This window comes from Sulfitobacter litoralis, assembly GCF_900103185.1.
Lineage (GTDB): Bacteria > Pseudomonadota > Alphaproteobacteria > Rhodobacterales > Rhodobacteraceae > Sulfitobacter > Sulfitobacter litoralis.
In genome coordinates, this window is the sequence record NZ_FNJD01000001.1 from 165,221 (window position 1) to 189,968 (window position 24,748).

At 59.7% G+C, this 24,748-nt stretch carries 24 protein-coding genes; 12 read left to right on the forward strand and 12 right to left on the reverse strand.

Annotated elements, in window-relative coordinates; translation table 11 throughout:
* The first annotated feature begins 13 nt into the window (after positions 1 to 13).
* On the forward strand, positions 14 to 2,797 hold the full coding sequence (locus tag BLQ98_RS00825) for a [protein-PII] uridylyltransferase (RefSeq protein ID WP_093731460.1): 2,784 nt from the start codon (positions 14 to 16) through the stop codon (positions 2,795 to 2,797).
* Between the two features lie 108 nt (positions 2,798 to 2,905).
* Complete coding sequence (gene murJ / locus BLQ98_RS00830) at positions 2,906 to 4,498, forward strand: murein biosynthesis integral membrane protein MurJ (RefSeq protein ID WP_093731461.1); 1,593 nt, start codon at positions 2,906 to 2,908, stop codon at positions 4,496 to 4,498.
* Between the two features lie 74 nt (positions 4,499 to 4,572).
* Here murJ and BLQ98_RS00835 read toward each other — a convergent pair whose 3' ends face one another.
* Positions 4,573 to 5,259 (reverse strand): rhomboid family intramembrane serine protease, encoded by a 687-nt coding sequence (locus tag BLQ98_RS00835; protein ID WP_093731462.1) that lies wholly within the window; start codon positions 5,257 to 5,259, stop codon positions 4,573 to 4,575.
* Positions 5,260 to 5,334: 75 nt separating this feature from the next.
* Here BLQ98_RS00835 and trpS point away from each other — a divergent pair, with 75 nt between their 5' ends.
* The 4 genes from trpS to BLQ98_RS00855 all read left to right on the forward strand — a co-directional run bounded on the left by trpS (position 5,335) and on the right by BLQ98_RS00855 (position 8,962).
* The gene (gene trpS, locus BLQ98_RS00840; RefSeq protein WP_093731463.1) at positions 5,335 to 6,351 is read left to right on the forward strand and encodes a tryptophan--tRNA ligase; all 1,017 of its coding nucleotides are present in this window, start codon (positions 5,335 to 5,337) and stop codon (positions 6,349 to 6,351) included.
* A 195-nt stretch (positions 6,352 to 6,546) separates the two neighbouring features.
* Entirely contained in the window at positions 6,547 to 7,653 is a 1,107-nt protein-coding gene (locus BLQ98_RS00845; RefSeq protein ID WP_093731464.1) for a class II histone deacetylase, read from the forward strand.
* 11 nt (positions 7,654 to 7,664) lie between these two features.
* Entirely contained in the window at positions 7,665 to 8,237 is a 573-nt protein-coding gene (locus BLQ98_RS00850) for a nitroreductase family protein (RefSeq protein ID WP_093731465.1), read from the forward strand.
* Positions 8,228 to 8,962, forward strand: coding sequence for an EI24 domain-containing protein (locus BLQ98_RS00855; RefSeq protein ID WP_093731466.1), 735 nt, complete (start codon positions 8,228 to 8,230; stop codon positions 8,960 to 8,962). The genes BLQ98_RS00850 and BLQ98_RS00855 overlap by 10 nt, the downstream gene beginning before the upstream one ends.
* Here the strand turns inward: BLQ98_RS00855 and BLQ98_RS00860 are convergent.
* Together BLQ98_RS00860 and mce are read right to left on the reverse strand one after the other, a co-directional pair.
* Positions 8,895 to 9,188, reverse strand: a complete 294-nt coding sequence (locus BLQ98_RS00860; protein WP_093731467.1) for a DUF1467 family protein — start codon at positions 9,186 to 9,188, stop codon at positions 8,895 to 8,897. The genes BLQ98_RS00855 and BLQ98_RS00860 overlap by 68 nt on opposite strands.
* Positions 9,189 to 9,190: 2 nt before the next feature.
* On the reverse strand, positions 9,191 to 9,595 hold the full coding sequence (gene mce / locus BLQ98_RS00865) for a methylmalonyl-CoA epimerase (RefSeq protein WP_093731639.1): 405 nt from the start codon (positions 9,593 to 9,595) through the stop codon (positions 9,191 to 9,193).
* Between the two features lie 134 nt (positions 9,596 to 9,729).
* Between mce and BLQ98_RS00870 the strand changes: the two genes are divergently transcribed.
* Positions 9,730 to 10,449 (forward strand): response regulator, encoded by a 720-nt coding sequence (locus BLQ98_RS00870; RefSeq protein ID WP_093731468.1) that lies wholly within the window; start codon positions 9,730 to 9,732, stop codon positions 10,447 to 10,449.
* Positions 10,450 to 10,459: 10 nt separating this feature from the next.
* Here the strand turns inward: BLQ98_RS00870 and BLQ98_RS00875 are convergent, their stop codons facing one another.
* Complete coding sequence (locus BLQ98_RS00875) at positions 10,460 to 11,185, reverse strand: GNAT family N-acetyltransferase (RefSeq protein ID WP_093731469.1); 726 nt, start codon at positions 11,183 to 11,185, stop codon at positions 10,460 to 10,462.
* A gap of 165 nt (positions 11,186 to 11,350) precedes the next feature.
* On the opposite strand from BLQ98_RS00875, the gene BLQ98_RS18410 reads away from it, so the two are divergent.
* Together BLQ98_RS18410 and BLQ98_RS00885 are read left to right on the forward strand one after the other, a co-directional pair.
* Positions 11,351 to 11,512 carry a hypothetical protein gene (locus BLQ98_RS18410; RefSeq protein WP_237272367.1) on the forward strand — a complete coding sequence of 54 codons (162 nt, stop codon included), beginning with the start codon at positions 11,351 to 11,353 and terminating at the stop codon, positions 11,510 to 11,512.
* A 78-nt stretch (positions 11,513 to 11,590) separates the two neighbouring features.
* Complete coding sequence (locus BLQ98_RS00885; protein WP_093731470.1) at positions 11,591 to 12,067, forward strand: hemerythrin domain-containing protein; 477 nt, start codon at positions 11,591 to 11,593, stop codon at positions 12,065 to 12,067.
* A 74-nt stretch (positions 12,068 to 12,141) separates the two neighbouring features.
* Here the strand turns inward: BLQ98_RS00885 and aspS are convergent, their stop codons facing one another.
* The 4 genes from aspS to BLQ98_RS00905 form a co-directional block, all read right to left on the reverse strand.
* Positions 12,142 to 13,992: an aspartate--tRNA ligase gene (aspS, locus tag BLQ98_RS00890; RefSeq protein ID WP_093731471.1), complete on the reverse strand. Its 1,851-nt coding sequence runs from the start codon at positions 13,990 to 13,992 to the stop codon at positions 12,142 to 12,144.
* 194 nt (positions 13,993 to 14,186) lie between these two features.
* Positions 14,187 to 15,365, reverse strand: a complete 1,179-nt coding sequence (locus BLQ98_RS00895) for a type III PLP-dependent enzyme (RefSeq protein ID WP_093731472.1) — start codon at positions 15,363 to 15,365, stop codon at positions 14,187 to 14,189.
* A gap of 246 nt (positions 15,366 to 15,611) precedes the next feature.
* Positions 15,612 to 16,715, reverse strand: a complete 1,104-nt coding sequence (locus tag BLQ98_RS00900; protein ID WP_093731473.1) for an endonuclease/exonuclease/phosphatase family protein — start codon at positions 16,713 to 16,715, stop codon at positions 15,612 to 15,614.
* A gap of 108 nt (positions 16,716 to 16,823) precedes the next feature.
* Positions 16,824 to 17,585, reverse strand: coding sequence for a DUF1013 domain-containing protein (locus tag BLQ98_RS00905; protein WP_093731474.1), 762 nt, complete (start codon positions 17,583 to 17,585; stop codon positions 16,824 to 16,826).
* A 128-nt stretch (positions 17,586 to 17,713) separates the two neighbouring features.
* On the opposite strand from BLQ98_RS00905, the gene BLQ98_RS00910 reads away from it, so the two are divergent.
* Positions 17,714 to 18,358, forward strand: coding sequence for a ribonuclease T2 family protein (locus BLQ98_RS00910; protein ID WP_093731475.1), 645 nt, complete (start codon positions 17,714 to 17,716; stop codon positions 18,356 to 18,358).
* Here BLQ98_RS00910 and BLQ98_RS00915 read toward each other — a convergent pair.
* Positions 18,351 to 18,971, reverse strand: a complete 621-nt coding sequence (locus tag BLQ98_RS00915; protein WP_093731476.1) for a response regulator transcription factor — start codon at positions 18,969 to 18,971, stop codon at positions 18,351 to 18,353. The genes BLQ98_RS00910 and BLQ98_RS00915 overlap by 8 nt on opposite strands.
* Positions 18,972 to 19,184: 213 nt before the next feature.
* Here BLQ98_RS00915 and BLQ98_RS00920 point away from each other — a divergent pair, with 213 nt between their 5' ends.
* Positions 19,185 to 19,664 (forward strand): putative pterin-binding protein, encoded by a 480-nt coding sequence (locus tag BLQ98_RS00920; RefSeq protein ID WP_093731477.1) that lies wholly within the window; start codon positions 19,185 to 19,187, stop codon positions 19,662 to 19,664.
* Between the two features lie 18 nt (positions 19,665 to 19,682).
* The gene (locus BLQ98_RS00925; RefSeq protein ID WP_093731478.1) at positions 19,683 to 22,232 is read left to right on the forward strand and encodes a hybrid sensor histidine kinase/response regulator; all 2,550 of its coding nucleotides are present in this window, start codon (positions 19,683 to 19,685) and stop codon (positions 22,230 to 22,232) included.
* Between the two features lie 70 nt (positions 22,233 to 22,302).
* On the opposite strand, the gene BLQ98_RS00930 is transcribed toward BLQ98_RS00925, so the two are convergent.
* The 3 genes from BLQ98_RS00930 to BLQ98_RS00940 form a co-directional block, all read right to left on the reverse strand.
* Positions 22,303 to 23,295, reverse strand: a complete 993-nt coding sequence (locus BLQ98_RS00930) for an NAD(P)H-quinone oxidoreductase (RefSeq protein WP_093731479.1) — start codon at positions 23,293 to 23,295, stop codon at positions 22,303 to 22,305.
* 102 nt (positions 23,296 to 23,397) lie between these two features.
* Complete coding sequence (locus tag BLQ98_RS00935) at positions 23,398 to 23,994, reverse strand: energy-coupling factor transporter transmembrane component T family protein (protein WP_093731480.1); 597 nt, start codon at positions 23,992 to 23,994, stop codon at positions 23,398 to 23,400.
* Positions 23,969 to 24,694, reverse strand: coding sequence for an energy-coupling factor ABC transporter ATP-binding protein (locus BLQ98_RS00940; RefSeq protein ID WP_093731481.1), 726 nt, complete (start codon positions 24,692 to 24,694; stop codon positions 23,969 to 23,971). The genes BLQ98_RS00935 and BLQ98_RS00940 overlap by 26 nt, the downstream gene beginning before the upstream one ends.
* Positions 24,695 to 24,748 lie beyond the last annotated feature (54 nt).

Consider the following 24,748-nt stretch of genomic DNA (forward strand, 5'->3'; position numbering starts at 1 on the left):
GGGACACCTGTACGTGAAACCCCTTGTTGCACCAGCAGAATCGGGTGAGGCCACCGCGCGTCACCTGATCAGCACCCCGACACGTATCTTTGACGAAGCTGCCGTCTCGGCCGCGCTGAGCGCAGCCCTGGACGGGCTCAGCGACCCGACAGAGATACAGGCGGCTGCTGTTGCGGTGCTTCAGGACGCGCAGAAAAACGGGCGCGCGGAAATTGCGCGCGCCTTCGCCGCGTCGCCGTTCAATGCACGGCCAATGACCTCGGCCTATTGCTATCTGACCGATCAGCTTGTCCGCACCACCCTGCAAATCGCCGGCCAGCGGCTGCACCCGCTAGAGGCACCTGGACCCGACGACAAGCTCGCGGTGATCGGTGTTGGTGGCTATGGCCGCGGTGAGATGGCACCTTTTTCCGATGTGGACCTGCTGTTCCTCATCCCTCAAACCCCCAGCCAGCGCACTGAAAAGCTGATCGAATCCATGCTCTATATGCTGTGGGACCTGAAGCTAAAGGTCGGGCATTCAACGCGCACCATCCGCGATTGCGTGACCCTTGGGCGCGAAGATTTCACCATTCAGACCGCTTTGCTGGAACACCGGTTTATCGCTGCAGATACCGCGCTGGCGCAGAATCTTGACGAAACGCTCAAGACCGATCTGTTTGCAGGCACCGGTCGCAGCTTTATCGAGGCCAAGCTGGAAGAGCGCGACGCGCGGCACCGCAAGCAGGGTCTGCGCTATGTCGTCGAACCCAACGTCAAAGAGGCCAAGGGGGGCTTGCGCGATCTGCAATCGCTGTTCTGGATCGCGAAACACATCTATAGCGTCGAAAACGCCGCCGATCTCGTCGACCGCGGCGTATTTCTGGAAGAAGAGTTCAAAACCTTCGTCGCCGCCGAGAATTTTCTTTGGGCGGTACGGGGGCATTTGCACCTGCTCTCGGGACGCGCGACAGAGCAGTTGACCTTTGATATGCAGGTCGCCGTGGCCGAGGCCATGGGATACCGCGACACCCGCGGTCGCCGCGGCGTCGAAGTGTTCATGCAGGCCTATTTCCGCCACGCCACCGAAGTCGGCGAGCTGACGCGCATCTTCCTCACCAAGCTCGAAGCGCTACACGTCAAGGCCGAACCACTGCTAGAGCGTATCTTTCGCCGCCGCCCCAAACTGCGCGATGGGTACGAGGTCGTGGGCGGGCGTCTGGCTGTCACCGATGGCCAAGCGTTCATCAGCGACAAGCTGAACCTGCTGCGCATCTTCGAAGAAGCGCTGCGCACGGGTATGCTGATCCACCCCGACGCGATGCGTCTGGTCAAATCGAACTTGGCGCTGATCGACGAAGACATGCGCAACACACCAGAGGCGCGGCGGATCTTTCTGGATCTGATGCTGAAACACGGCAACCCCGAACGCGGACTGCGCCGGATGAACGAACTGGGGGTGCTGTCGGCCTTTATCCCCGAATTCGAACCCATCGTGGCGATGATGCAGTTCAACATGTACCACAGCTACACCGTCGACGAACACACGATCCAATGCATCACCAACCTTGCTCTGATTGAAAAGGGCGAGCTGGAAGAAGACTTGCCCGTCGCCTCGTCGATCCTCAAGCACGGTGTGAACCGCAAGGTGATCTACGTCGCGCTGCTGCTCCATGATATTGCCAAGGGCCGCCCCGAGGACCATTCGATTCTTGGTGCCCAAATGGCCCGCAAGATTGCCCCCCGTCTTGGCCTCAACAAGGCAGAGGTCGACACCGTGGAATGGTTGGTGCGCTATCACTTGCTGATGTCGGATATGGCGCAGAAACGCGATATCTCTGACCCACGTACGGTGCGGGACTTTGCCAAGGCCGTGCAAACCGTCAAGCGGCTTGATCTGCTCTGCGTGCTTACCGTCTGCGATATCCGGGGCGTGGGACCGAACACGTGGAACAACTGGAAAGCCGTGTTGATCCGTGGATTGTACCGCCAGACCAAGCGGGCGCTTGAAACCGGCCTCGAAGACCTCAACCGCGAGAACCGTGGCGCAGGAGCTAAAAAGGCGCTGCGTGCCGCGCTCGCCCATTGGCCACGCAAAGACATTCAGGCTGAAACCGCGCGCCACTACCCGCCCTATTGGCAGGGGCTTCATACGGCATCGCAGGTCGTGTTCGCCGAACAGCTGCGCGACATTCAGGATGGTGAAATCCGCATTGACCTGCACCCTGACGATGACCGCGACGCCACCCGCGCCTGTTTTGTCATGGCGGACCATCCGGGCATTTTTGCACGGCTTGCGGGGGCGCTGGCGCTGGTCGGGGCCAATGTCGTCGATGCCCGCAGCTACACCACCAAAGACGGCTGGGTGACCGATGCCTTCTGGATACAGGACGCCGAAGGCAATCCCTACGATGTCTCGCGCCTGCCGCGCCTGCGGCAGATGATTTCCAAGACGCTCAAGGGTGAAATTCTGGCCCGCGATGCGCTAAAATCCCGCGACAAGGTGAAAAAACGCGAGAAGGTGTTCAAGGTCCCGACGCATATCACCTTTGATAACGACGGGTCGGAAATCTACACGATCATCGAGGTGGACACCCGCGACCGCCCCGGCCTGCTCTATGATCTCACCCGATCGCTGGCTGAATCCAACGTCTATATCGCCAATGCGGTGATCGCGACCTATGGGGAACAGGTGGTCGATACCTTCTACGTCAAGGATATGTTCGGGCTGAAATATTATACCGAAAGCAAGCAGAAGACGCTCGAGAAACGATTGCGCACGGCGATCATCGACGGTGTGGCACGGGCGCAGGACTGACATCGGCGCTTTCGCGCGGGCATGACGGCTGTCTTCGCATTTCCCTGATTGCGCAGTGCGGCGCCAACGGCTAGGCCATTTGCACCGCAGTTACGGGGCAGCACCACCATGAAACCTATCCGCCTTATGTCCGGCTTCTTCACCGTCGGAATCTGGACCCTCCTCAGCAGGGTCATGGGGTTCGTGCGCGATGTGATGATCGCGGGCTACCTTGGCTCCGGCCCCGCAGCCGAAGCGTTTCTGGTCGCCTTTTCCCTGCCCAACATGTTCCGCCGCTTCTTTGCCGAAGGCGCGTTCAACATGGCCTTTGTGCCGATGTTCTCGAAAAAGCTCGAAAGCGGCGATGATCCGGAAAAATTCGCGCAGGATGCTTTCGTCGGCATGGCGTTCATCCTGACGCTGTTCACCATCATCGGGATCGTCGCGATGCCGGGGCTGGTACTGCTGATGGCGTCAGGCTTTGCGGGCGACGAACGCTTCGATCTGGCGGTCGAATACGGACGGCTGGCCTTCCCCTACATCTTGTTCATCTCCCTTGCCGCCCTCGTGTCAGGCGTGCTGAACGCTACGGGGCGGTTTATGGCAGCGGCGGCGGCCCCTGTGGTGCTGAACATCGTTTTCATCCTTGCTGTGCTGATCGGGGCCGCCCTTGGCCGCGACGGATCAGAGGCGATTGGCATGGGCATCGACAAGGCGCTTGGGCTGCAAATCGGCGATACGCTGGCGCTGTCGGTCCCGCTCGCCGGGATCGCGCAGCTGGCGCTGGTCTGGTGGGCGGCGAAACGCGCAGGCTTTACGCTGGGCTTCAGCCGGCGCCCGCGCCTGACACCCGAGTTAAAGCGGCTCGCCATCATCGCCGCACCCGCAGCCTTGGCGGGCGGGGTCATGCAGATCAACCTGCTGGTGGGCCGTCAGGTCGCCAGCTTCTACGAAGGCGCTGTGGCATGGCTCAACTATGCCGACCGGCTCTACCAGCTGCCCTTGGGCGTGGTTGGCATTGCAATTGGCGTAGTGTTGCTGCCCGACCTGTCGCGGCGGCTCAAGGCTGGGGACGAACAGGGATCACACACCCAGATCAGCCGCGCTGCCGAGGTGTCTCTGGCGCTGACCATCCCGTCCGCGATCGCTCTGATGGTGATTCCGTTCACGCTGGCAACGGTGCTGTTCCAACGCGGGGCAACAACCACGGATGACGCAGCAGCCATCGCCATTGCCGTGGCGATCTATGGCCTTGGCCTGCCTGCCTTCGTTCTGCAAAAAATCCTGCAGCCCCTGTATTACGCCCGTGAAGACACCCGCCGCCCGTTCTACTTTGCCGTGGTGGCGATGGTGGTGAACGTGGTGCTGGCCGTCGGTCTCAGCCCCGTCCTCGGCTGGATCGCTCCTGCCATCGCGACGACATTGGCAGGGTGGGCGATGTTTGGCCTGCTGGCCTATGGCGCACGCGGCTTCGGGCTGGCCGCAAAATTCGATGCGCGGTTCCATAGACGTATATGGCGGATCATGGCAGCCTCGGCTGTCATGGGCGGCACACTGTGGATTGGAAATCTGGCGCTGCAGCCCATGATTGCCGAACCCTGGTGGCGCGGTATCGCCCTACTGATCCTGATCGCCCTCGCCGCCATTAGCTATTTCGGCACAGGCCAATGGATCGGCGCGTTCAAGCTCGGCGAATTCAAACGCGCCCTCAAACGCGGCTGAGCCAGCCTACTTCCAGATGGCGCAAAATCCCGGGGGGCAGGGGGCTGGCCCCCTTTCCGCCCCTTCGACACGCATTATCGATGCCGGATACGGCCCCGCAGCTTGCTCCATTCGCCCGGCGCAAAGATAAAGCAAAGTGCAAAGCCGCAGACAAAGCCTAAAAGCTCTGCCAGCCACTGGGTGCCCGCGTCAAAGAATACGCCCCAGATCAGCTGCAGCCCCATCAGCACGGCAATCAGTGAAAACGCCCGATATTGCTGTTCCCCTTGCCCCGCCAGCTTGCGCCACATGACAAAGGAATAGCCGCCGATCAGCCCATAGACCGAGGGATAGGCCCCGACCAACCAGACCGGATCATTAAGCACCAGCGCATAGACCACCGCCCCGAAAATGCCTGACACAAAGAAGATCGCCAGAAACGCCACCTGCCCCATTGCCTCGGCCACCATCTTGCCAAGCGCCAGCAACAGCACGCAGGCAAAGATCGCATGGGTGAACCCCAAATGGATGAAACTGTAACTGACCACGCGCGACAGTTCGCGCAGGGGGAATTGCATATTCGCAACCATCCAGTCGAACACATCGCCCGAGAACCCGTAGTCGCGGATCAACGCCAGACGCCAGCCCACCGCCGCAGGGCCGCCGATGATCCCAGCCTCGGCCAGCGACAGCACGATCTCTATCCCCGCCAACGCCAGAAAAAGCAGCGTTACGGTCGCGGGCATCGGGTTCACGGGGGGGTGAAAATCTGGGTCTTCCATAGGGCCTCCTTGACGGGCATGGTGCGCATGGGTAAGCCCATCTGGCCGTAGTTTCCAGCCTTATCGGAGCATCCAATGACCGACACCACTTTCACCCCGCGTGTGTTTTCCGGCATCCAGCCGTCGGGCGATTTGCATCTTGGAAACTACCTGGGCGCACTAAAACGTTTCGCCGATGCGCAGGACAAGGGGGTGCAGTCGATCTACTGCATGGTCGATCTGCACGCGATCACTGTCTGGCAGGACCCTGCCGACCTCAAGAAAAGCACGCGCGAGCTTTGTGCCGGCTTCATCGCGTCGGGCATCGACCCGAATAAATCCATCCTGATCAACCAAAGCCAGGTGCCAGAGCATGCACAGCTCGCGTGGATATTTAACTGCGTCGCCCGCATGGGCTGGATGGGCCGCATGACCCAGTGGAAGGACAAGGCCGGCAAAAACGCCGAAGCTGCCTCGCTGGGGCTCTTTGCCTATCCCGCGCTGATGGCCGCCGACATCCTGATCTATCACGCGACCCATGTGCCCGTGGGCGAGGATCAGAAACAGCATCTTGAACTGACTCGCGATATTGCAGCCAAGTTTAACCATGACTACGGCGTCGATTTCTTCCCGCTGACCGAACCGGTGATCGAAGGGGCCGCAACCCGCGTCATGTCCCTGCGCGACGGGTCCAAGAAGATGTCGAAATCCGACCCTTCGGATGCCAGCCGCATCAACCTGACCGACGATGCAGACACTATCGCCAAGAAAATCCGCAAGGCCAAGACCGACGCCGATGCGCTCCCCTCCGAAGTGGACGGTCTCAAGGACCGGCCAGAGGCGCGCAATCTGGTGAATATCTTTGCCGCGCTGAACGACCAGACCGTTGAACAGGTTCTGGCCGATGTGGGCGGCCAGCAGTTCGGCACCTTCAAGCCCGCGCTGGCCGAACTGGCCGTATCCAAGATGGGCCCGATTACCCAGGAAATGTCGCGCCTGATGGCCGACACTGCCGAGATCGACCGCATCCTAGCACACGGCGCGACCCAAGCCCGCGAGATCACCGCACCGATCCTCAAGAAAACCTACGAGATCGTAGGCATGGTAGGCTGAAAACGCGGGGGCGGACCCAAACCCGATAGGCCAGACCCCCTCTGATTAGGGCAGCTGGCTTGCGCCCCTGCCCTTCACCCTTTTGTCAAATACTCATCCTAGCGCCCCGCACCGAACCACGGCTGCGGCCCCTGCCCCCATGGACAATCCTTTAACGTTGGGCCAGCTTTGACCCGAAACCTCGGGGGACACATCATGACGACCGGCTTTTTCATGGATGAACGTTGCTTCTGGCACGCGGGCGGCAACTATGCCTTTACCATGCCTGTGGGCGGCTTGGTGCAGCCGCTGGCCGCGGGCGGTCTGCCTGAAAACCCCGAAACCAAACGCCGCCTGCGCAATCTGATGGAGGTCACCGGCCTGATGGCTGAACTCGACGTGCGTAGCGCGCCGCTTGCCACCCGCGAAGAACTGCTGCGTGTTCATCCTCCCGCCTATCTCGACGACTTCAAACGCCTCTCCGACGCGGGCGGCGGAGAGCTGGGCCTGCGCACCCCTTTTGCCGCGGGCGGGTTCGAAATTGCGGCGCTGTCCGCGGGCCTCTCTATCGCCGCGGTAGAGGCCGTCGCCAAGGGCGATCTCGACAATGCCTATGCGCTCAGCCGTCCCCCCGGACACCATGCGCTGCCTGATTTCCCCAACGGGTTCTGCCTGCTCGCCAATATCGCCATCGCGATAGAGGCGGCAAAGGCCAAGGGGCTGGTGCGCCGTGTTGCCGTGCTGGATTGGGACGTGCATCACGGCAATGGCACCGAAGCAATTTTCTATGACCGCGACGATGTGCTGACGATCTCGCTCCATCAGGAAGGCAACTATCCGCTTGATACCGGCGCGTTGGCGGATCGGGGCGTCGGGGCCGGGACGGGTTACAACATCAACCTGCCGCTGCATGCGGGGTCGGGGCATACCGCCTATCTGCATGCGCTCGAGCGCATCGTGATCCCCGCGCTCGAGGCATTCGCGCCCGACATGATCATCGTCGCCTGCGGCTTTGACGCCTCTATCGTCGATCCTCTGGCGCGGATGCAGGCCACAGCCGAAACGTTTGCCGATATGACCCATCGTATCAAAGCTGCGGCGCAAAAACTTTGTGGCGGCAAGCTGGTGCTCGTCCACGAAGGCGGCTATTCAGAGGCCTATGTTCCCTTCTGTGGCCACGCCACCATCGCAGCCCTCGCAGACAGTGACATCACAGCGCCAGATCCCCATGCGAAGAACTTTCGCATTCGCCAGCCCAGTCCCAAATTCGACGCGTTCCTGCGCGCGTCCATTGACGCGATGGCGCAAGAGCTGAACCTATAAGAGAGACCCCGATGCCGACACCAAATCCCGACGCGCTGCATTTCCTGCAAACCCGCCGTTCGCGCCCTGCAAAGACGCTGACCACACCAGTTCCCGACCGCGACACGCTGACCGAGCTGCTGACCGTCGCCTCGCGTGCGCCAGATCACGGGATGCTGGAGCCGTGGCGTTTTATCGTGATCGAAAAGCCCGCGATGGCGCATCTGGCCGACATTGCCGAAGCACGCGGCACCGCCTTGGCGCTCGATGCGGAACAGATCCAGAAAGATCGCGGGCAATTTGATCAGGGCGATCTGGCGGTGGTTGTGGTCGAGGTGCAAAAGCCGTCGCCCAAGATCCCGCCATTGGAACAGACCTATGCCGTGGGCGGGGTCTGTCTGTCGCTGGTCAACGCCGCGCTCGCATCGGGATGGGGCGCAAACTGGCTGAGCGGTTGGGTCAGCCACGACCGCGCCTTCATGACCGAGGCTTTCGGCCTCGCGGAACATGAACGCATCGCAGGCATCATTCATATCGGCACCGAAACCTCAGCCCCGCCAGAGCGCGGGCGCCCCGACATCACGGCGATCACCACATGGCAATAGCACAGATCTTTCGCGCCTTCGGGCTGGCGGTCGGACAGGTCGGCGATCCAAGCTTTCGCCGCGTCCTGCTGCTGGGTGTCGGATTGGCGTTGCTGCTGCTGGTCGGTGCGTCTGCGGGCTTTGTCTGGCTGATCGACTGGCTGACCGGAGAGGATAATTGGCTGCCCGTTCTGGGCGAAGTGTCCTGGCTGGACGATTTGTTCAGCTGGGGTGCTGCGCTGTTGCTGATGGTGCTGTCGGTGTTCCTGATGGTGCCCGTCGCCTCGGCGATCACATCAATGTTTCTGGACGATGTGGCCGACGCGGTAGAGGCCGAACACTACCCCCATCTGCCGCCCGCCACGCATGTGCCCTTTGGCGATGCGCTGCGCGATACGGTAAACTTCATGGGGGTGCTGATCGGTGTGAACATCGTGGCGCTGGTGCTCTACCTGATGTTCGCCCCCTTCGCGCCCCTGATCTTCTGGAGCGTGAACGGTTTCTTGTTGGGGCGCGAATATTTCACGCTTGCCGCGATCCGGCGGGTGGGCCGGACCGAGGCAAAGCGTCTGCGTGGCAAACATGGGCTTACGATATTCGTCGCCGGAGTGTTGATGGCGATTCCCTTGTCGGTGCCCCTGCTGAATCTGGTGATTCCGATCCTAGGGGCGGCGACCTTTACCCACTTGTTCCACCAATTGGTGTCGGTGCCCCGTGCAACAGACGTTCTACATCGGCCACGGTGAACCATCCCGACAGGATGATCCCCGCAATGATCGCCCAGAGAATCACCGAGATACCTGTGGTCCACAGGGCTTTCTTCTTAAGGTAGTGATGTTCGGGGGCCCCTGCATGGGTGCCCTCGACGATCTGCCCGAGATCCCCCTGCGTCTGCACCCGCACCGGCAGCAGGATCATAAAGACCATCGACCAGATCACGGTGAACAGAACGATGCCTGACATGACGGCCATGTTTACACCTGCTCCAGCTCGACCAGCGCGCCGTTAAAGTCTTTGGGGTGCAGGAAAATCACCGGTTTGCCGTGGGCACCGATCTTGGGCTCTCCGTTGCCCAGAACGCGCGCGCCGCTTTGTGTCAGACGGTCCCGCGCGGCGATGATGTCTTCGACCTCATAGCAGATGTGATGGATACCACCGGCAGGGTTCTTTTCCAAAAACCCGTTGATCGGGCTGTCATCACCCAGCGGGTACAGCAATTCGATCTTGGTGTTGGGCAGTTCAATAAAGATCACCGTGACGCCGTGGTCGGGCTCGTCCTGCGCAGGACCGACATTCGCGCCCAAAGCGTTGCGGTATTGATCCGCAGCGGCCTCAAGGTCCGGCACGGCGATGGCTACGTGGTTTAGGCGACCGATCATCATTCTTCTCCCTCAAATCAACATTTGACGCAGTTTATGGGCTGCCGCTGCCACAAGAGCAATGCGTCACGTTAACACCGTATTAGCGAAGCGCGCCTAACCATAGGTCACCCACAAAGCATAACGGAGGAATCATGGATACGCTTGAACATCAGGCCCAAAGCCTGCCCGCCCCCACGGCCGACCGCCCGCTTTTGGGCCTTACGGTTCTGGTGATCGAAGACAGCCGCTTTGCCTGCGAGGCGATGCGCCTGCTCTGTCTCCGCTCTGGCGCGCGGATCAGACGGGCCGGCAGCCTGCGCGCGGCGCGGCGGCATTTGCAGGTCTACCGCCCGTCGATCGTGATTGCCGATCTGGGGCTACCAGACGGAAACGGCATTGATCTGATTGCAGAACTAGCCCGCGCGCAGCCCCGCGTTGATGCCCTGCTGGCCATTTCGGGCGATACCCATTTGGCGGCGGATGCGCTGGCCGCTGGGGCGGACCGGTTCATGAGCAAACCGTTGCAATCGCTGTCGCAGTTTCAGCAAGTCGTGCTGGCCGCCCTGCCCCCGCATCATCGCCCACCGGGCCTGTCGGCGCTGAGCGATGACACAGTTAGGCCCGACGATATCGCGCTGCAGGATGATATGGCGCATATGGATGACGTGCTCACCGGCCCCTGTACGCCAGAGACGTTGGATTACGTCGCACAATTTCTGGCAGGCGTGGCGCGCAGTGCGCAGGACGCAGCACTGGAACAGGCCGCGACAGCGCTGGCAGCACGACGTGCCATGGGGCTGCCCACCAATGAAGAAAAACGGGTGATCCGGTCGGTCCTGCGCCAACGGCTGACGCGTCAGATCGCGATCTAGCTGCGGCGCATCACGTCAACGGATCGCTTGATACCCGCACAAGGCTGGTCAGATCGCCTAGACGTTCGCGCTGCTTGCCCTCTGCGTCGAAATTGGCGGGGGAAAGCCACGCTTCGAAGGCTTCGCGCAGGCCGGGCCATTCGGCATCGATTGCGGCAAACCACGCAGTATCACGGTTGCGCCCCTTGGCGACAGCAGCCTGCCGGAAGACGCCCTCGTAACTGAACCCCAACCGCTGTGCCGCGCGACGCGACGGCAGGTTCAACGCATTGCACTTCCATTCATAGCGACGGTATCCGGCGTCGAACGCCCATTTCATCATCAGATACATCGCATCCGTCGCTGCCCGCGTGCGCTGCAACGCTGGCCCGTAGGTGATCGACCCGACCTCTATCGATCCTGCCTCCGGTGCGATGCGCAGATAGCTCGCCACCCCTTCAATGTGCCCTGTCTCAAGGTTTTTGATCGCGTAGAACAGCGGATCGTCCTTGGTTTCGACCTCTCGGACCCAGCGATGAAACTGGGCAGATGATGAAAACGGCCCGTCGTACATGTAATGCCACAGCTGGTCCTGCCCCTCGAAGGCGCGGAACAACAACGCGGCGTGGGCTTCTGCGTTCAACGGTTCAAGCTGAGCATACCGGCCCGTCATCACCGCCCGCGGCGGGCGTGGCGGCACAGTGAAATTCGGGACAGCGGCACCAAGGGGGCCAGAGGGGTGGTCATCTTGCTTCATACACTTACGTTAGGGCCAAGCATCGCCACCGCCAAGGCCCGAATGTCATATGACATTACCCAACCTGACGCTCAAAAATGACCTTCTTTCGCCACAAACGCCTGCAAGTTTGGTGACAACCACAACGGGCACCGACCCACGCCATCCATCCCAAGGGGGCAAGATATGTTCACCAAGCTGCGCCGCATCTATATCAAAGAGACCCGCTTTGACTGGACTGTCTTTGCGGCGAATGTGGTGGGTGGGGCAATCGTTGCTTTGGCGTTCACCCAAGCACGGGCGACTGGCGCAGATGCGATCGTGCAATTGGCCCACGCCGGTTTCTGACCACCGGTGCCGCATGCGGAACGCCTGTCAGACACCACGCGTTAATCCCCGATACACATCGCACCAGGGGGTTAAGCCATGACATCCATTTATGACGCAATCAAAGCCGACCACGAAACACACCGCGACCTGCTGAACAAAATCGCCGAGACATCGGGCGACAGTACAGAGCGGCAGACCGCGTGGAAAGAGTTCTATGAGGATGTAAAATCCCATGCCGCGGCCGAAGAAGAAACGTTCTATTCGAAGCTGCTTCACGAAACATGGGGCCAAGACGCCGCGCGGCATTCGGTCTCGGAACACAAAGAGCTGGACGATCTGATGGAAGAACTGAATGACACGGATATGTCGTCGTCGGGCTGGCTGGCCAAATTCAAGACCCTCAAACACGACTATGAGCACCACATGGACGAAGAAGAGGAAGACGTGTTCAAACGCGCCAAAGACGTGATCGGCCAAGAGAATAACGACGCCTTCGACCAACGTTTTGAACAGCGCAAAAAGGAAGAACGCGGCCTGATCGCCCAGAAACGCAAAGACAGTCTGGAAGACTAGAGCGACCATGTCTAAACGAAAAAGCCCGCCGTTGATCTCTCAACGGCGGGCTTTTCAACTATATTCTAAAGCGCTTAGTCCTGTGGAATGACCCGCAGACCCAGCTCCATCAACTGGTCCGACTGTGGTTCGCTTGGCGCGTTCATCATCAGGTCTTCGGCGCGCTGGTTCATCGGGAAGAGGATCACCTCGCGGATGTTCGCCTCTTCCGCCAGCAACATGACGATCCGGTCGATACCGGCGGCACAACCACCGTGGGGCGGGGCACCGTATTGGAACGCGTTCACCATGCCGCCAAAGCGTTTTTCGACTTCGTCCTTGCCGTAGCCTGCGATCTCGAACGCCTTGAACATGATCTCGGGCTTGTGGTTCCGGATGGCACCGGACACCAGTTCGTAGCCGTTGCACGCAAGGTCATACTGATAGCCAAGCACCTCAAGCGGGTCGCCCATCAGCGCGTCCATCCCGCCTTGCGGCATGGAGAACGGGTTGTGTTCAAAGTCGATCTTGCCGGTTTCTTCGTCTTTTTCGTAGATCGGGAAATCGACGATCCAGGCAAAGGCGAAACGGTTTTCGTCCGTCAGACCGAGCTCTGCGCCGATGACGTTGCGGGCACGTCCCGCGACACCTTCGAAGGACTTGGGCTTGCCACCAAGGAAGAATGCAGCATCGCCGACGGTCAGACCCAGCTGCTGGCGGATCGCTTCGGTCCGTTCAGGGCCGATGTTCTTGGCCAGCGGGCCTGCCGCTTCCATGCCGCCTTCGACTTCGCCGGCTTTCAGCTTGGCTTGCGCTTCTTTCACTGTGATGCCCAGCTCTTGCGCGACGCTATCGGCGGTTTTCTCGCGCCAGAAGATATAGCCCATGCCGGGCAGACCCTCTTTTTGCGCGAAGGCGTTCATGCGATCACAGAATTTACGGCTGCCGCCTGTGGGCGCAGGAATGGCGCGGATTTCGGTGCCTTCCTGTTCCAGCAGTTTGGCAAAGATCGCAAAGCCGGAGCCCGCGAAATGGTCGGACACGACCTGCATCTTGATCGGGTTACGCAGGTCGGGCTTGTCAGAGCCATACCACAGCGCCGCATCTTTATAAGAGATTTGCGGCCATTCCTGATCCACAGCCTTGCCGCCGCCGAATTCTTCGAAAATGCCGGTCAGCACGGGCTGGATGGTGTCGAACACGTCTTGCTGTTCGACAAAGGACATCTCGAGGTCGAGCTGGTAGAAATCTGTGGGCGAGCGGTCAGCGCGCGGATCTTCGTCACGGAAACACGGTGCGATCTGGAAATACTTGTCAAAGCCGGACACCATCAACAGCTGTTTGAACTGCTGCGGGGCCTGCGGCAAAGCGTAGAACTTGCCCGGGTGCAGACGCGACGGCACCAGGAAGTCGCGCGCGCCTTCGGGGGAAGACGCGGTGATGATCGGCGTCTGGAATTCTTTGAAGTTCTGGTCCCACATGCGCTTGCGGATCGACGACACAACATCGGACCGCAGCACCATGTTGTCCTGCATTTTCTCGCGACGCAGGTCGAGGTAGCGATAGCGCAGACGGGTTTCCTCGGGGTATTCTTGATCGCCAAAGACCTGCAAAGGCAGCTCTTTCGACGGGCCCAGCACTTCGATGTCGCGCACGAACACTTCGATTTCACCGGTCGGGATCTTGGTGTTGACCAGATCATCGGCCCGCGCCTTCACTTCGCCATCAATGCGGATACACCATTCGGACCGCACCTTTTCCACATCCGCAAAAACGGGGGAATCAGGGTCGCACAGCACTTGGGTGATCCCGTAGTGGTCGCGCAAATCGATAAACAAGATACCGCCGTGGTCGCGCACACGGTGCACCCACCCGGACAGGCGCACCTTGTCGCCAACGTTTTTCTTGCTCAGATCGGCGCATGTATGGCTGCGATATGCGTGCATGACGGGTCCCTTTCGAGGGCTAGAATTGTTCGGGGCAGGTACACCGTTTGAGGCCGCGGAAGTCAAGAGTTTCCCGTAAAAACGGCACAAACCGGGGGCAAAACTGCCCCTCAAAAACGGCACTGCGGAAAATAGATGGGCCGCCTGCTCCTCCCAAAGCAGACGGCCCTTCCCGCGCGACGGTGCTGATCCTCTTACAGGACCAGTACATCAAGCGGCGGAAACCCGTTAAAGCCGACCGAACTGTACGAGCTGGTGTAAGCGCCGCAGTTCTTGATCAAGATTTTGTCACCGTCCCTTAGGTCAAGTGGAAGGTCAACCGGATTCTTTTCATAAAGCACATCGGCGGAGTCGCACGAGGGGCCGGCTAGCACGCAGGGCCCTGTGGGTTTGCCGTCATGCGGGGTCACGAACTCATAGCGGATCGCCTCGCCTTCAGTTTCGGCCAGACCGGAAAAACGTCCGATATCCAGATACACCCAACGGCGCGCCGCCTCTGCCGATTTGCGCGAGACCAGCAGCACTTCAGCCGCGATGTGCCCTGCTTCGGCCACCATGCCCCGGCCCGGTTCAGCCATAAGAACAGGGATATCGCCAAAGCGTTCGTTAACCGCCGCAACAACAGCAGCGGCGTAGCCGCGCGGCGCATCAACGGGGTCACCGTGATAGGCAGGGAAACCACCACCGATATTCAACAGTTGCAGGTCGTGACCTGCTTCTTTCGCCGCGTGCCAAAGGGGTGCAACCTGATCCAGAACGGGGTGCCAGTATTCCGCCCGACGGGTTTGCGAACCAACGTGGAAGGACAGGCCATAAGGCACAAGGCCGACAGCCTTGCTGTAGTCCAGCAGGCTTGGCAGCAACGAGCCTGCGCAGCCGAATTTACGGGTCAACGGCCAGTCAGCCATCGAATTTTCGACGATTAGACGGATATAGACCCGCGCACCGGGGGCGTGCTCTGCGATTTTGTCGAGCTCAGCCTCGCAGTCGGCGGCGAACATGGTCACCCCGATGGAATGGGCAAACGCAATGTCCACGCCACGTTTAATCGTATTCCCGAAAGAGATCTTTGCAGGGTCCGCCCCTTGGGACAGGCACAGTTCGATTTCCTGACGCGACGCCGCATCAAATCCCGAACCCCGTTCGACCAGCATACGGATCACTTCCGGCGCAGGGTTTGCCTTGACCGCATAATGGATGCGGGCATCGCCCAAGCCCGCCTGAAGCGCGTCATATTGCACACCCACGCGGGCGCGGCTGATGACGAGGGTCGGTTTGTCGAAGCTGTTGTTCCAGATGTAATCAGCCGCTTCGTCATGGGTCGATGCTGCGGATGGGTTCACGGTGGCGGTAGCTGTGGCGTTCATGGTCATCTCCAAAGAGCAAGGAAGGGCGGGAGTACCCTAACATGTCGTTTCAAGAGACGTTACCGTCGCTGCATAGGCGCGGGGTCGATCCGCAGACAGACGAACCGGCCAGAGGCGCGTGCGTTGGCGTCTGTAAACGCGCATTTACGCTGTTTTCAGATTCGCGCAAGTGGTAAAATTCTTGATACGACAATTGATTATTCAGGTGGGCACGCAAGGCGCTGCGTGCCCAAAGGTCGGGACGGATCGGGGTTACTTTTCCCAGTCCGTGCCGATGGCTTTGCGGTCCTTTTCGCGCTCCTCGTCTGCCATTTCCCGCACCTCGGCGCGCTCTTCAGCGTCGCTTTTCTCGGGTATGGAATTCGCCTCCGCATTATCCGTCAACGCGAGCGAGAACAGGATCGGAAAGTGGTCGGACCCGATGTTGGGCAGGCGTGACATGCGGATCAGGCGAAACTCTGCATCGTGGAACAGATGGTCGAGCGGCCAGCGCATGACAGGGATACCGGCGTGGAAAGTGTTATAGAACCCCCGCCCGACACGCGGGTCCAGCAGGCCCGACAAGCGCTGAAAGCGACGGGTGGTTGTGGACCAGGCGACGTCATTGAGATCGCCGGTCACGATGGCGGGCACATCATCCTTGCTGGCCTCGATTCCGACCAGCGCAATTTCACCGTCGCGTCCCTTGGTATCGTGGTTGGGCACTGGGGGCTCGGGGTGAACGATGTACAAACGCCAGATCCGACCAGAGGGCATCGCGACTTTGGTTCGGATGGACGGCACATCATCGACCAGCAAGTCGCGGACCTGCGTCTCTGACAGCGCCATCTTGGACATCAGCACCACGCCATAGGAATTGTCTTTGGCCACCTTTATCCAGTGGGGATACCTATCGTGCAACCCGTCATACAAGGCATCGACCCAGTCCGGATCGACTTCAAGCGCCGTGGCAATATCGGGGTCTTCTTTGTGGATCAGATCGACGAGCCGATGATACTGCCGGTTTGATTGTTTCACGTTTGATGCCAGGATCGTCACCCGATTGCGCGCGTCCGCAGCCTGTTCAGGAGTGGCATCAACCGACTGGCGCGGCCAAAGCGGCGTGAATTTCACGATGTATCCGGTGTGGATCGCACCGATTATCGCAAGGGTCGCCAGCGCATAATTGCGCGGCTCGGGCGCAAGCCAGAAAAGCGCCACGACAGCCAAAAGGGCCGTGAGGATAAACAGCTGTTCACGCGGGAACGCCATGCCGCGAATGGCACCATGGGGTATCTTGCTGAAAGGAAGAACGCTGACCACTGCAATGATCGCAACAATGCCCCAAAATAGACTGAGTAGTATCGTTGCTAGCATTCATGCCTCCTAAATCAAAAAAGGGACGCAGAGCGATTGCCCTGCGTCCCTAGCCCAACACGAGCTTAGGCGGAATTGTTCCGAATATGCCGCGAGGGCGGAACTGAATTACTTATCTTCGTCTTCATCTTCGTCATTGCCACCTTCGGGCAGCTTGAAGAAGCTGTCGGCGTCGGAGTAGTCGCCGTGATCTTTTTCGTCATCATCGGCAGGGTTGCCGGACAGCGTGAATGTTTCCAGACCTTCAATGGCCGATGGAATCTTGGGATCGGTTTCCATGCCAAGCGATTGCTCGGTGCTGACCAGACGACGGCGTTCGTCATCGCTCATCAGGCCGCCTTCGGCAGCTTTCTTGGCAGCGGCTTTCTGGACGGCAGCATCCAGTTCGGACTGTTTGCACAGGCCCAATGCCACGGGATCAATCGGCTGGATGTTTGCAATGTTCCAGTGGGTCCGCTCGCGGATCGCCTGGATCGTCGGCTTGGTGGTGCCGACCAGCTTGCTGACCTGTCCGTCGGACAGTTCAGGGTGGAATTTAACCAACCAGTAGATCGACGCAGGACGGTCCTGGCGTTTGGACAGGGGCGTGTAGCGCGGGCCGCGACGTTTCTCTTCGCCCTGCGCCGAAGCGTTGAACTTGAGCTTGAGCTTGTGCAGCGGGCTTGCCTGACCCTTTTCGATTTCTTCTTCGGTCAGCTGGTTGTTGGCAATCGGGTCAAAGCCCTTCACACCTTGTGCCACGTCACCATCCGCGATGCCTTGCACTTCAAGCTCGTGCATCTCGACGAAATCCGCGATCTGCTTGAAGCTCAAGGTTGTGTTATCCACCAGCCATACGGCAGTGGCGCGGGCCATAATCGGTTTTGCCATGTCGGTCTCTCCTTAAAACGCACCTTCCCCGTCGCCTGAAATAGGCTGTCCTGCGGGGCAGAACGGTTTCCATTGTGGGGGAACTTGAACGCTTTATACTCAGCCAAGCGAAATAAGGAAAGACCTGAATGCGACTGCTGATCCTATGCCTCTTTCTCCTCCTGGCCCCGATGCCCCGCCCTGCGGCGGCAAAGGGTGAAATCGCGGGGGAATTCGACTATTACGTGCTCGCGCTCAGCTGGTCGCCGAACTGGTGTGCGCTGGAAGGCGATGCGCGCAATTCCGCGCAATGCGACGCGCGCCACGATCACGGCTGGATCATGCATGGTCTCTGGCCGCAGTTACATCGCGGGTTTCCATCGTATTGCCGCACCGCCGAACGCCCACCTGCCCGCAGCATGACCGCTGCGATGGCCGACATTATGGGAACGCCCGGTCTGGCCTGGCATCAGTGGAAGAAACATGGCAGCTGTACCGGCCTGCCCGCCGCCGGATATTTCGATCTGTCCCGAAAGGCCTTCGATGCCGTGACCCGCCCCGTCGTCTTTCGCAAGATCACGGGCGACATCCGCCTACCCGCCTCTGTCGTGGAAGAGGCATTCCTAAAAGCAAACCCGACGATGGAGGCCGATGGCGTCACCGTCACCTGCAAAAGCGGCTACATTCAAGAGGTCCGTTTGTGCCTGTCCAAAACGCTAAAGCCCGTGCCCTGCGGACGTGACGTGATCAAGGATTGCACGCTGAATGACGCGCTTTTTACCCCGATCAGATAAAGCCGGCGTTGCGGGCAATCATTGCGGCGTCGGTACGGTTGCGGGCGTCCAGCTTGCGGCACAGGGTCTTGACGTGCAGCTTGATCGTGACCTCTTGCAGCTCGAGATCGCGGGCGATTTCCTTGTTCGATTTCGCCTCCATCAAACCGCGCAAAACCTGACGCTCCCGCTCTGACAGGGCTTTTTCAAAGTCTGTTTCTTCGGGGTCATCCTTGCCGGACATAAAGTTCACCGGTGCGTAAATCTCGCCCGCAGCCATAAAGCGCACCGCGTTTACCAGTGACTTTGCCGGCAACGTCTTGGGCAGGAAACCGATCGCCCCCATCGCCAGTGCCTGTTCTGCAATCAGCCGCGTCGCTGTGCCTGAAATGAGCCCGACCGGCTTGTCTTCATTGGCTTTCATCACCTTCGGCAGCGCCTCAAGCCCCTTCATGCCCGGCATAGTATAATCAAGCAGGACCAGATCGAACGGCCCATCCGCTTCGATCTTGGCCATTGCTTCGGGCAAATCGCATGCAGCAACTGTCTCTGTTCCACCATCTGCGTCCAGAAACATTGCAATCGTTTCCCGAACCATATCGTGATCGTCTGCTATCAGTATCCGTAATGCCATTTATTCGTCCCTTCCCTCATCACCACCTCAGTGCTGCTTAAGTATTTGTAGACCAACTTTAAGGCGAAGAATAGGAAACATGAGAATAGGAAAACTGTGTCAAATTTTTTGCGACTATACCTTCGTATAGTTAAAATACCCTTAATCTTCGTCGCGCCACTCAGCACGTTAACCTAAGGTTGATGGTACAACACAGGGGAAGGATACCGAGTTATGACATTTCACGCTTTTACCAAAACGATCACCACCGCATTGTGCGGCATCGCATTGGCCACTGCTGTTAGCGCGCAAGAAGAAGCCGTTTTGACGGTCACAGCTGGCGACGAGGAACAAAGCTACACGATGGAGCAGCTGAAAGAACTGCCCTCTTCCAGCTTTACGACCGAAACCATCTGGACCGAGGGACCCCAGACCTTTCAGGGTGTCTCGCTTAAGGATTTGCTTGATACGCTAGAGGTGACCGAAGGCATGATCGAGGCGACCGCGATCAATGACTATGCCATTGAAATCCCGATTGAGGATGCCGTGCTGGACGGGCCGATCATCGCCTATGCCAATAATGACAAAGAAATGTCGCGCCGTGGCAAGGGCCCACTGTGGATTGTCTATCCCTATGACAGCGACGTAAAGTACCAGACAGAGACGATCTATAGCCGCTCTATCTGGCAGTTGAACCGGCTGGCGATCAAGTAAACGCAAGGCGAGATCCCCATGGCCGATTCGGTACATCACGGCCCGCAGCGCAGCAGGGTAAGATACGTTCTTGTCCTGGCGCTGATGGCTGGGATGATGCTGGCTGGCTATCTGGCGTTCAACGTCTGGGACCGCGTACGTGCGCTTGATAGCGCGCAGCAGGACCATGCCGAATGGGTGTTTTCGCAGCTTGAAATCGATTTCCTCAAACTGGACGCCGCGGTCGAACAGGCGCGCTCGGGCGACGAAAGCGATCTGGCCAACCTGCGCAAACGTTTTGATATCTTCTACAGCCGGACCGAGGTCGCTGAACGCGTGCAGCAGAGCGGCGACCTGACCCGCGAAATTCAAAAAATTCAGGCGGTTCTAGATACGCAGATACCCCTTATTGACGGTGGCGACGCGACGCTCATTTCTGGCCTTACGGCTCTCTCCGACGCGCTGCGCAGCATAGAAAACCTACCCCGCAATATCGGCCTCGCCTCTATCACCTTTGCCGCCAAAGCCGCAGAGGCCGAGCGCAAGCAGATCGCCCAGCTTATCGAAATCCTTCTGGTGATCGTGGTGACAGTGACCATCGCGCTGCTGGGGGCGATCCTCCGGCTGTCGCGCCAGACCATCACCCTGAACCGCGCCTCGCGCGAGGTCGAACGCAATCACTCGCAACTTGAAACCATGCTGCGGGCGTCGCTTGACGCGGTGATGGTTCTGTCTGTCGATGGAGAGATCATCGATTTCAACGGCTCCGCCGAGGACGTCTTTAGCATCTCGCGCAATCACGCGCTGGGGCGCAGCTATATCGAACTGCTGGTCCCGCCCGAATTGCGCAACCGCCAGCGCGACAACATCGCGCATTTCAACGCCACGGGTAAAACGCGACTGGCAGAAACAGGCCGCCACGAGACGAAGATGATCGACGGCAAGGGTCGGATTTTTCCTGTTGAACTGTCGGTATCCTTGGCACGGTCGAACGACGCACCGGTTTTTGTGACCTACATCCGCGACATCACCGACAAGCTCCAAAAAGAGAAAGAAATTATCCGCGCCCGCGACGAAGCGCTGGATGCCTATCAGGAAAAATCCCGCTTTTTCGCGATGATGAGCCACGAGATGCGCACGCCGCTCAACGGTATACTGTCTGCAATCCACCTGCTGCATGACGACCGGCTGGACGCCGAACAGCGCAACTACGTGGAGGCGGCGCTGAAATCCGGTGACATCCTGCTGGGCCACATCGACGACGTGCTGGCGATCGAACGCAGCGAGGCCGAAACGAACGCACATGAATTGCAAGCCAGCGATATGGTCGCGCTGACCTCGGGTTTGATCAACACCATGACGCCCCTGGCGCGAACTTCGGACACGCGGCTGCATCTGGATCAGGACGGGCTGACCGATACGCCGATTCTGACCGACCTGCGTGCCGTGCAGCAAATTCTGGCCAACCTGATCAGCAATGCGATCAAGTTCAGCCCCGACGACGACATCGTGCTCAGCGCATCCTATGACATGGAGGACGCCGAAGCACCGATTTTGCACATCGAAGTGGCCGATAATGGCCCCGGCATCCCATCCCACGACCTGAAACGCATCTTTGAAGATTACGTATCGCTCGACAGCCGGTACGAGCGGCGCACAGGGGGCACCGGGCTGGGACTGGGCATCGTGCGGCGTCTGGTGCACCGACTGGGCGGCACCATCACCTGCGTCTCGGAAGTCGGTAAAGGGGCGCGTTTTATTGTGCGGCTGCCGGCGAAATTCACTGAAACGGAAACGCCGCTGCCCGTCGCCCCCCTGCCGCTTGAGTGCGAAGACATGCCGGCGTTGACCCTGCTTGTTGTCGATGACAATGAAATCAACCGCGACCTGCTCAAGGCAATGCTGGTACGTCTGGGTCACACGGTCATGCTTGCCGACAGTGGCCAAGAGGGGATCGACCGTGCGGCAGAACACCGTTTCGATGCGATCTTGATGGATATTTCCATGCCGGGGATCAGCGGGCTTCAGGCGACACAGGTGATTTTGCAAGGCGAAGGCCCCAACGCCGACACCCCGATTATGGCCGTCACCGCCCACGCTCTGCCCAATGAACGCGCCGCCTTTACGGCCGGCGGCATGACCGGCTTTTTGCAAAAGCCCATCAACACCCAGACCCTGAAAACCGCGCTGAGCAATCTGGTACAGCCCCCCGCTTTGGCGCTAACAACGCCGAGTGACGCACAGACCCCGCCGCAGCATCCGGTGCTGAACAGCCATCAGGTTGACGAATTATTCGAACTTCTGGGACCTGAAAAACTTGCCGACCGGATCGGCGACCTGCGCCGCCGGGTGGAGGGGCAGTTGCCCCCGCTCGCCTCTGCCCAAGACGGTGACGAATTGCAACGCAAGACCCACGACCTTGCCGGGCTTTGCGGGATGTTCGGGGCAGAACGCCTGCACGCCCTTCTTGCCACAATAGAGAATGACTGCAAACGGGGCGACGTCCAGAAAGCCCGCGACCAGGTTACCAAAGTCCCTGCCGCCTGGGCCGAAACCATTGAAGCTTGGGAAGCGCGCCTGTCGGCGTAACGCCCGCCGCTGAACGACAAAGAGCACCCTGAGATCAGAACGCCCTTTGCTATATCTTATTGCTTGCCGGTTATGCGTTGGCGTCGACTTTCAACACGATCTTACCGATGTGGCCGCTGGTTTCCATACGAGCGTGGGCCTCGCTTGCGTTCTCGAAGGCATATTCGCTGTCCATCACCGGAGAGATCTTGCCCGCGTCCAGCAACGGCCAGACCTTTTCGCGCAGTTCTTCGGCGATTTTGGCCTTGGCCAGATCGCTTTGCGGACGCAGGGTGCTGCCTGTCATCGTCAGACGGCGTGTCATCAGCGTGGCAAAGTTTACCTCTACCTTCGGTCCGCTAAGGAAAGCGATCTGCACAAGGCGACCGTCCTCGGCCAGCGCCTGAAGGTTGCGCGGGATGTAATCGCCCCCGACCATATCAAGGATCAGATCCGCGCCGCCTTCGGCTTTCAGCACGTCAACGAAATCCGTGTCGCGGTAGTTGATCGCGGCCTCGGCCCCCAGTTTCGCACAGGCGTCGCACTTGGTGTCTGTGCCCGCCGTGGCAAAGACCCGTGCGCCAAATTCGCGTGCCAGCTGGATCGCTGTCGTCCCGATGCCCGACGACCCGCCGTGCACCAAGAACCGCTCGCCGGCTTTCAGACCACCGCGCATGAACACGTTGGACCAGACCGTAAAGAAGGTTTCGGGCAGGCAGGCGGCTTCTTTCATGCTCATGCCTTTGGGCACGGGCAAACAATGGGCGGCGGGCGTTGCGACATATTCCGCATAGCCACCACCGGGCAGCAATGCGCAAACCTTGTCGCCCACGGCCAGACCGCTGACGCCTTCACCTACCGCAAATACCTCGCCCGACGCTTCAAGCCCGGGCAGATCACTGGCGGTGGGGGGCGGTGCGTACATGCCAGCGCGTTGCAGCGCATCGGGGCGGTTCACACCGGCATACGCCACCTTGATCACAACCTGCCCGTGGGCGGGCTGCGGCATCGGCCGGTCTGTCGGCTGAAGCACTTCGGGACCACCCGCTTTGGTGATTTCTATCGCGCGCATTGTGTCTGTCATTGTCTACGTCTCCTCCGTAAATCTGCGTTGCCGCACCATAGGCACGGATTTCACGGCATACAATGCGAACTGACAGACGTCAGGCCGGCACGGTGTTCCGCGTCACAACCCACCGCGAGCGCGCAGCGCCTCGGCCACATGTTCAGCGTCATCAATTGCCAGCACGGCAAAGGGAATGATCATGCGCCAGCCGACCCGTTTGGTCGACCGCGCGCGCCAAGACTGCGCCAGCAACTGGCCTTTTTGGGCCAGCACGGGCGTAAAGCGGATCACCAGAGCGATGCCCAGCTCGATCGCGCGGGTCTGGATGCCAAGACGGCGCAGCGGTGTGGTCAGCCATGTCACCACCGCCACCATCTGCGCCAGCTTTGTCGTCATTGTAACCAGATTGGCCAACGCCACCGCCGTCATCATCCGCAGGGTAATTGTCGCGCCCGCCATGACGTCGTTGGTGAGGATATGCCAGACCATGATCAGCACGACGAACGGCAACAACACCCGCAGCCGCGACAGTCCGACCTTGAAAAAGCGCCTCCCCGGCAACGCGTAGAACAGCAGGGTCAGCGCCAATGCCGCTGTATGATGCGCAGGATGGGTCAGGCTGAACAGCCCCATCGTCGCGATACAAAGCGCCGCCAACTTGGCCCCCGCGGGCCAACCGTGGGCGCGGGTCTCAACCGGTGAGGTGAGTGAAATCATCGCTTTCCCCGATATCATGCATCTTTGCCACAAAGGCGTCGGTCACGTCCGGCACCGCGCCGTCCTGCACAATTCGCCCCTGATCAATCCAGACCATCCGGTCATAGGTGGCAAGATGCGCGGGATCATGGGTGATGTGAATCAGATGCGCCTCTACCGCGTGCAATACCCGCGTCAGATGCAGCATCGTCGGGATATCGAGCCCCGCAAACGGTTCGTCGAGGATGATCAAACGCGGCTCCATGGCGAGGATCGACATCAGACAAACAAGTTGCCGCTGCCCCTGCGATAGCTGATGAATCGCCGCCTTGGCCCAATGGCTACGGTTAAAGCGGGCGAGGATATCTGCCGTTTTCTGCGCCGCCTCTTTCGGGGATTGCTTTAGCTGGGTCAGACCAAAGCTGATCTCTTCCTCGACGGTGGGAAAAATAATCTGGTGATCGGGGTTCTGGAACAGGATACCGACCTGACGCAGCGCGGCCTTGCGATCCTTGACCACATCCACCCCGTTGATCCGCAGCTTGCCCGACGACGGTGCCACCAGCCCCGCCAACACCCGCGCCAAAGATGTCTTACCCGACCCGTTGCGCCCCACGATACCTATCCGCCGCTCGGAGGCTCGCAGTGTCACATCACACAGCACATTGACGCCGTCAGGTGTGTAGGTGACGTCATTGAGATCAATCAGAAACGGTTGCATGTGCGTGAGTACCAACTAGCCGCGCCCGCGCCGAATGCGGACGCGCAGCACCTA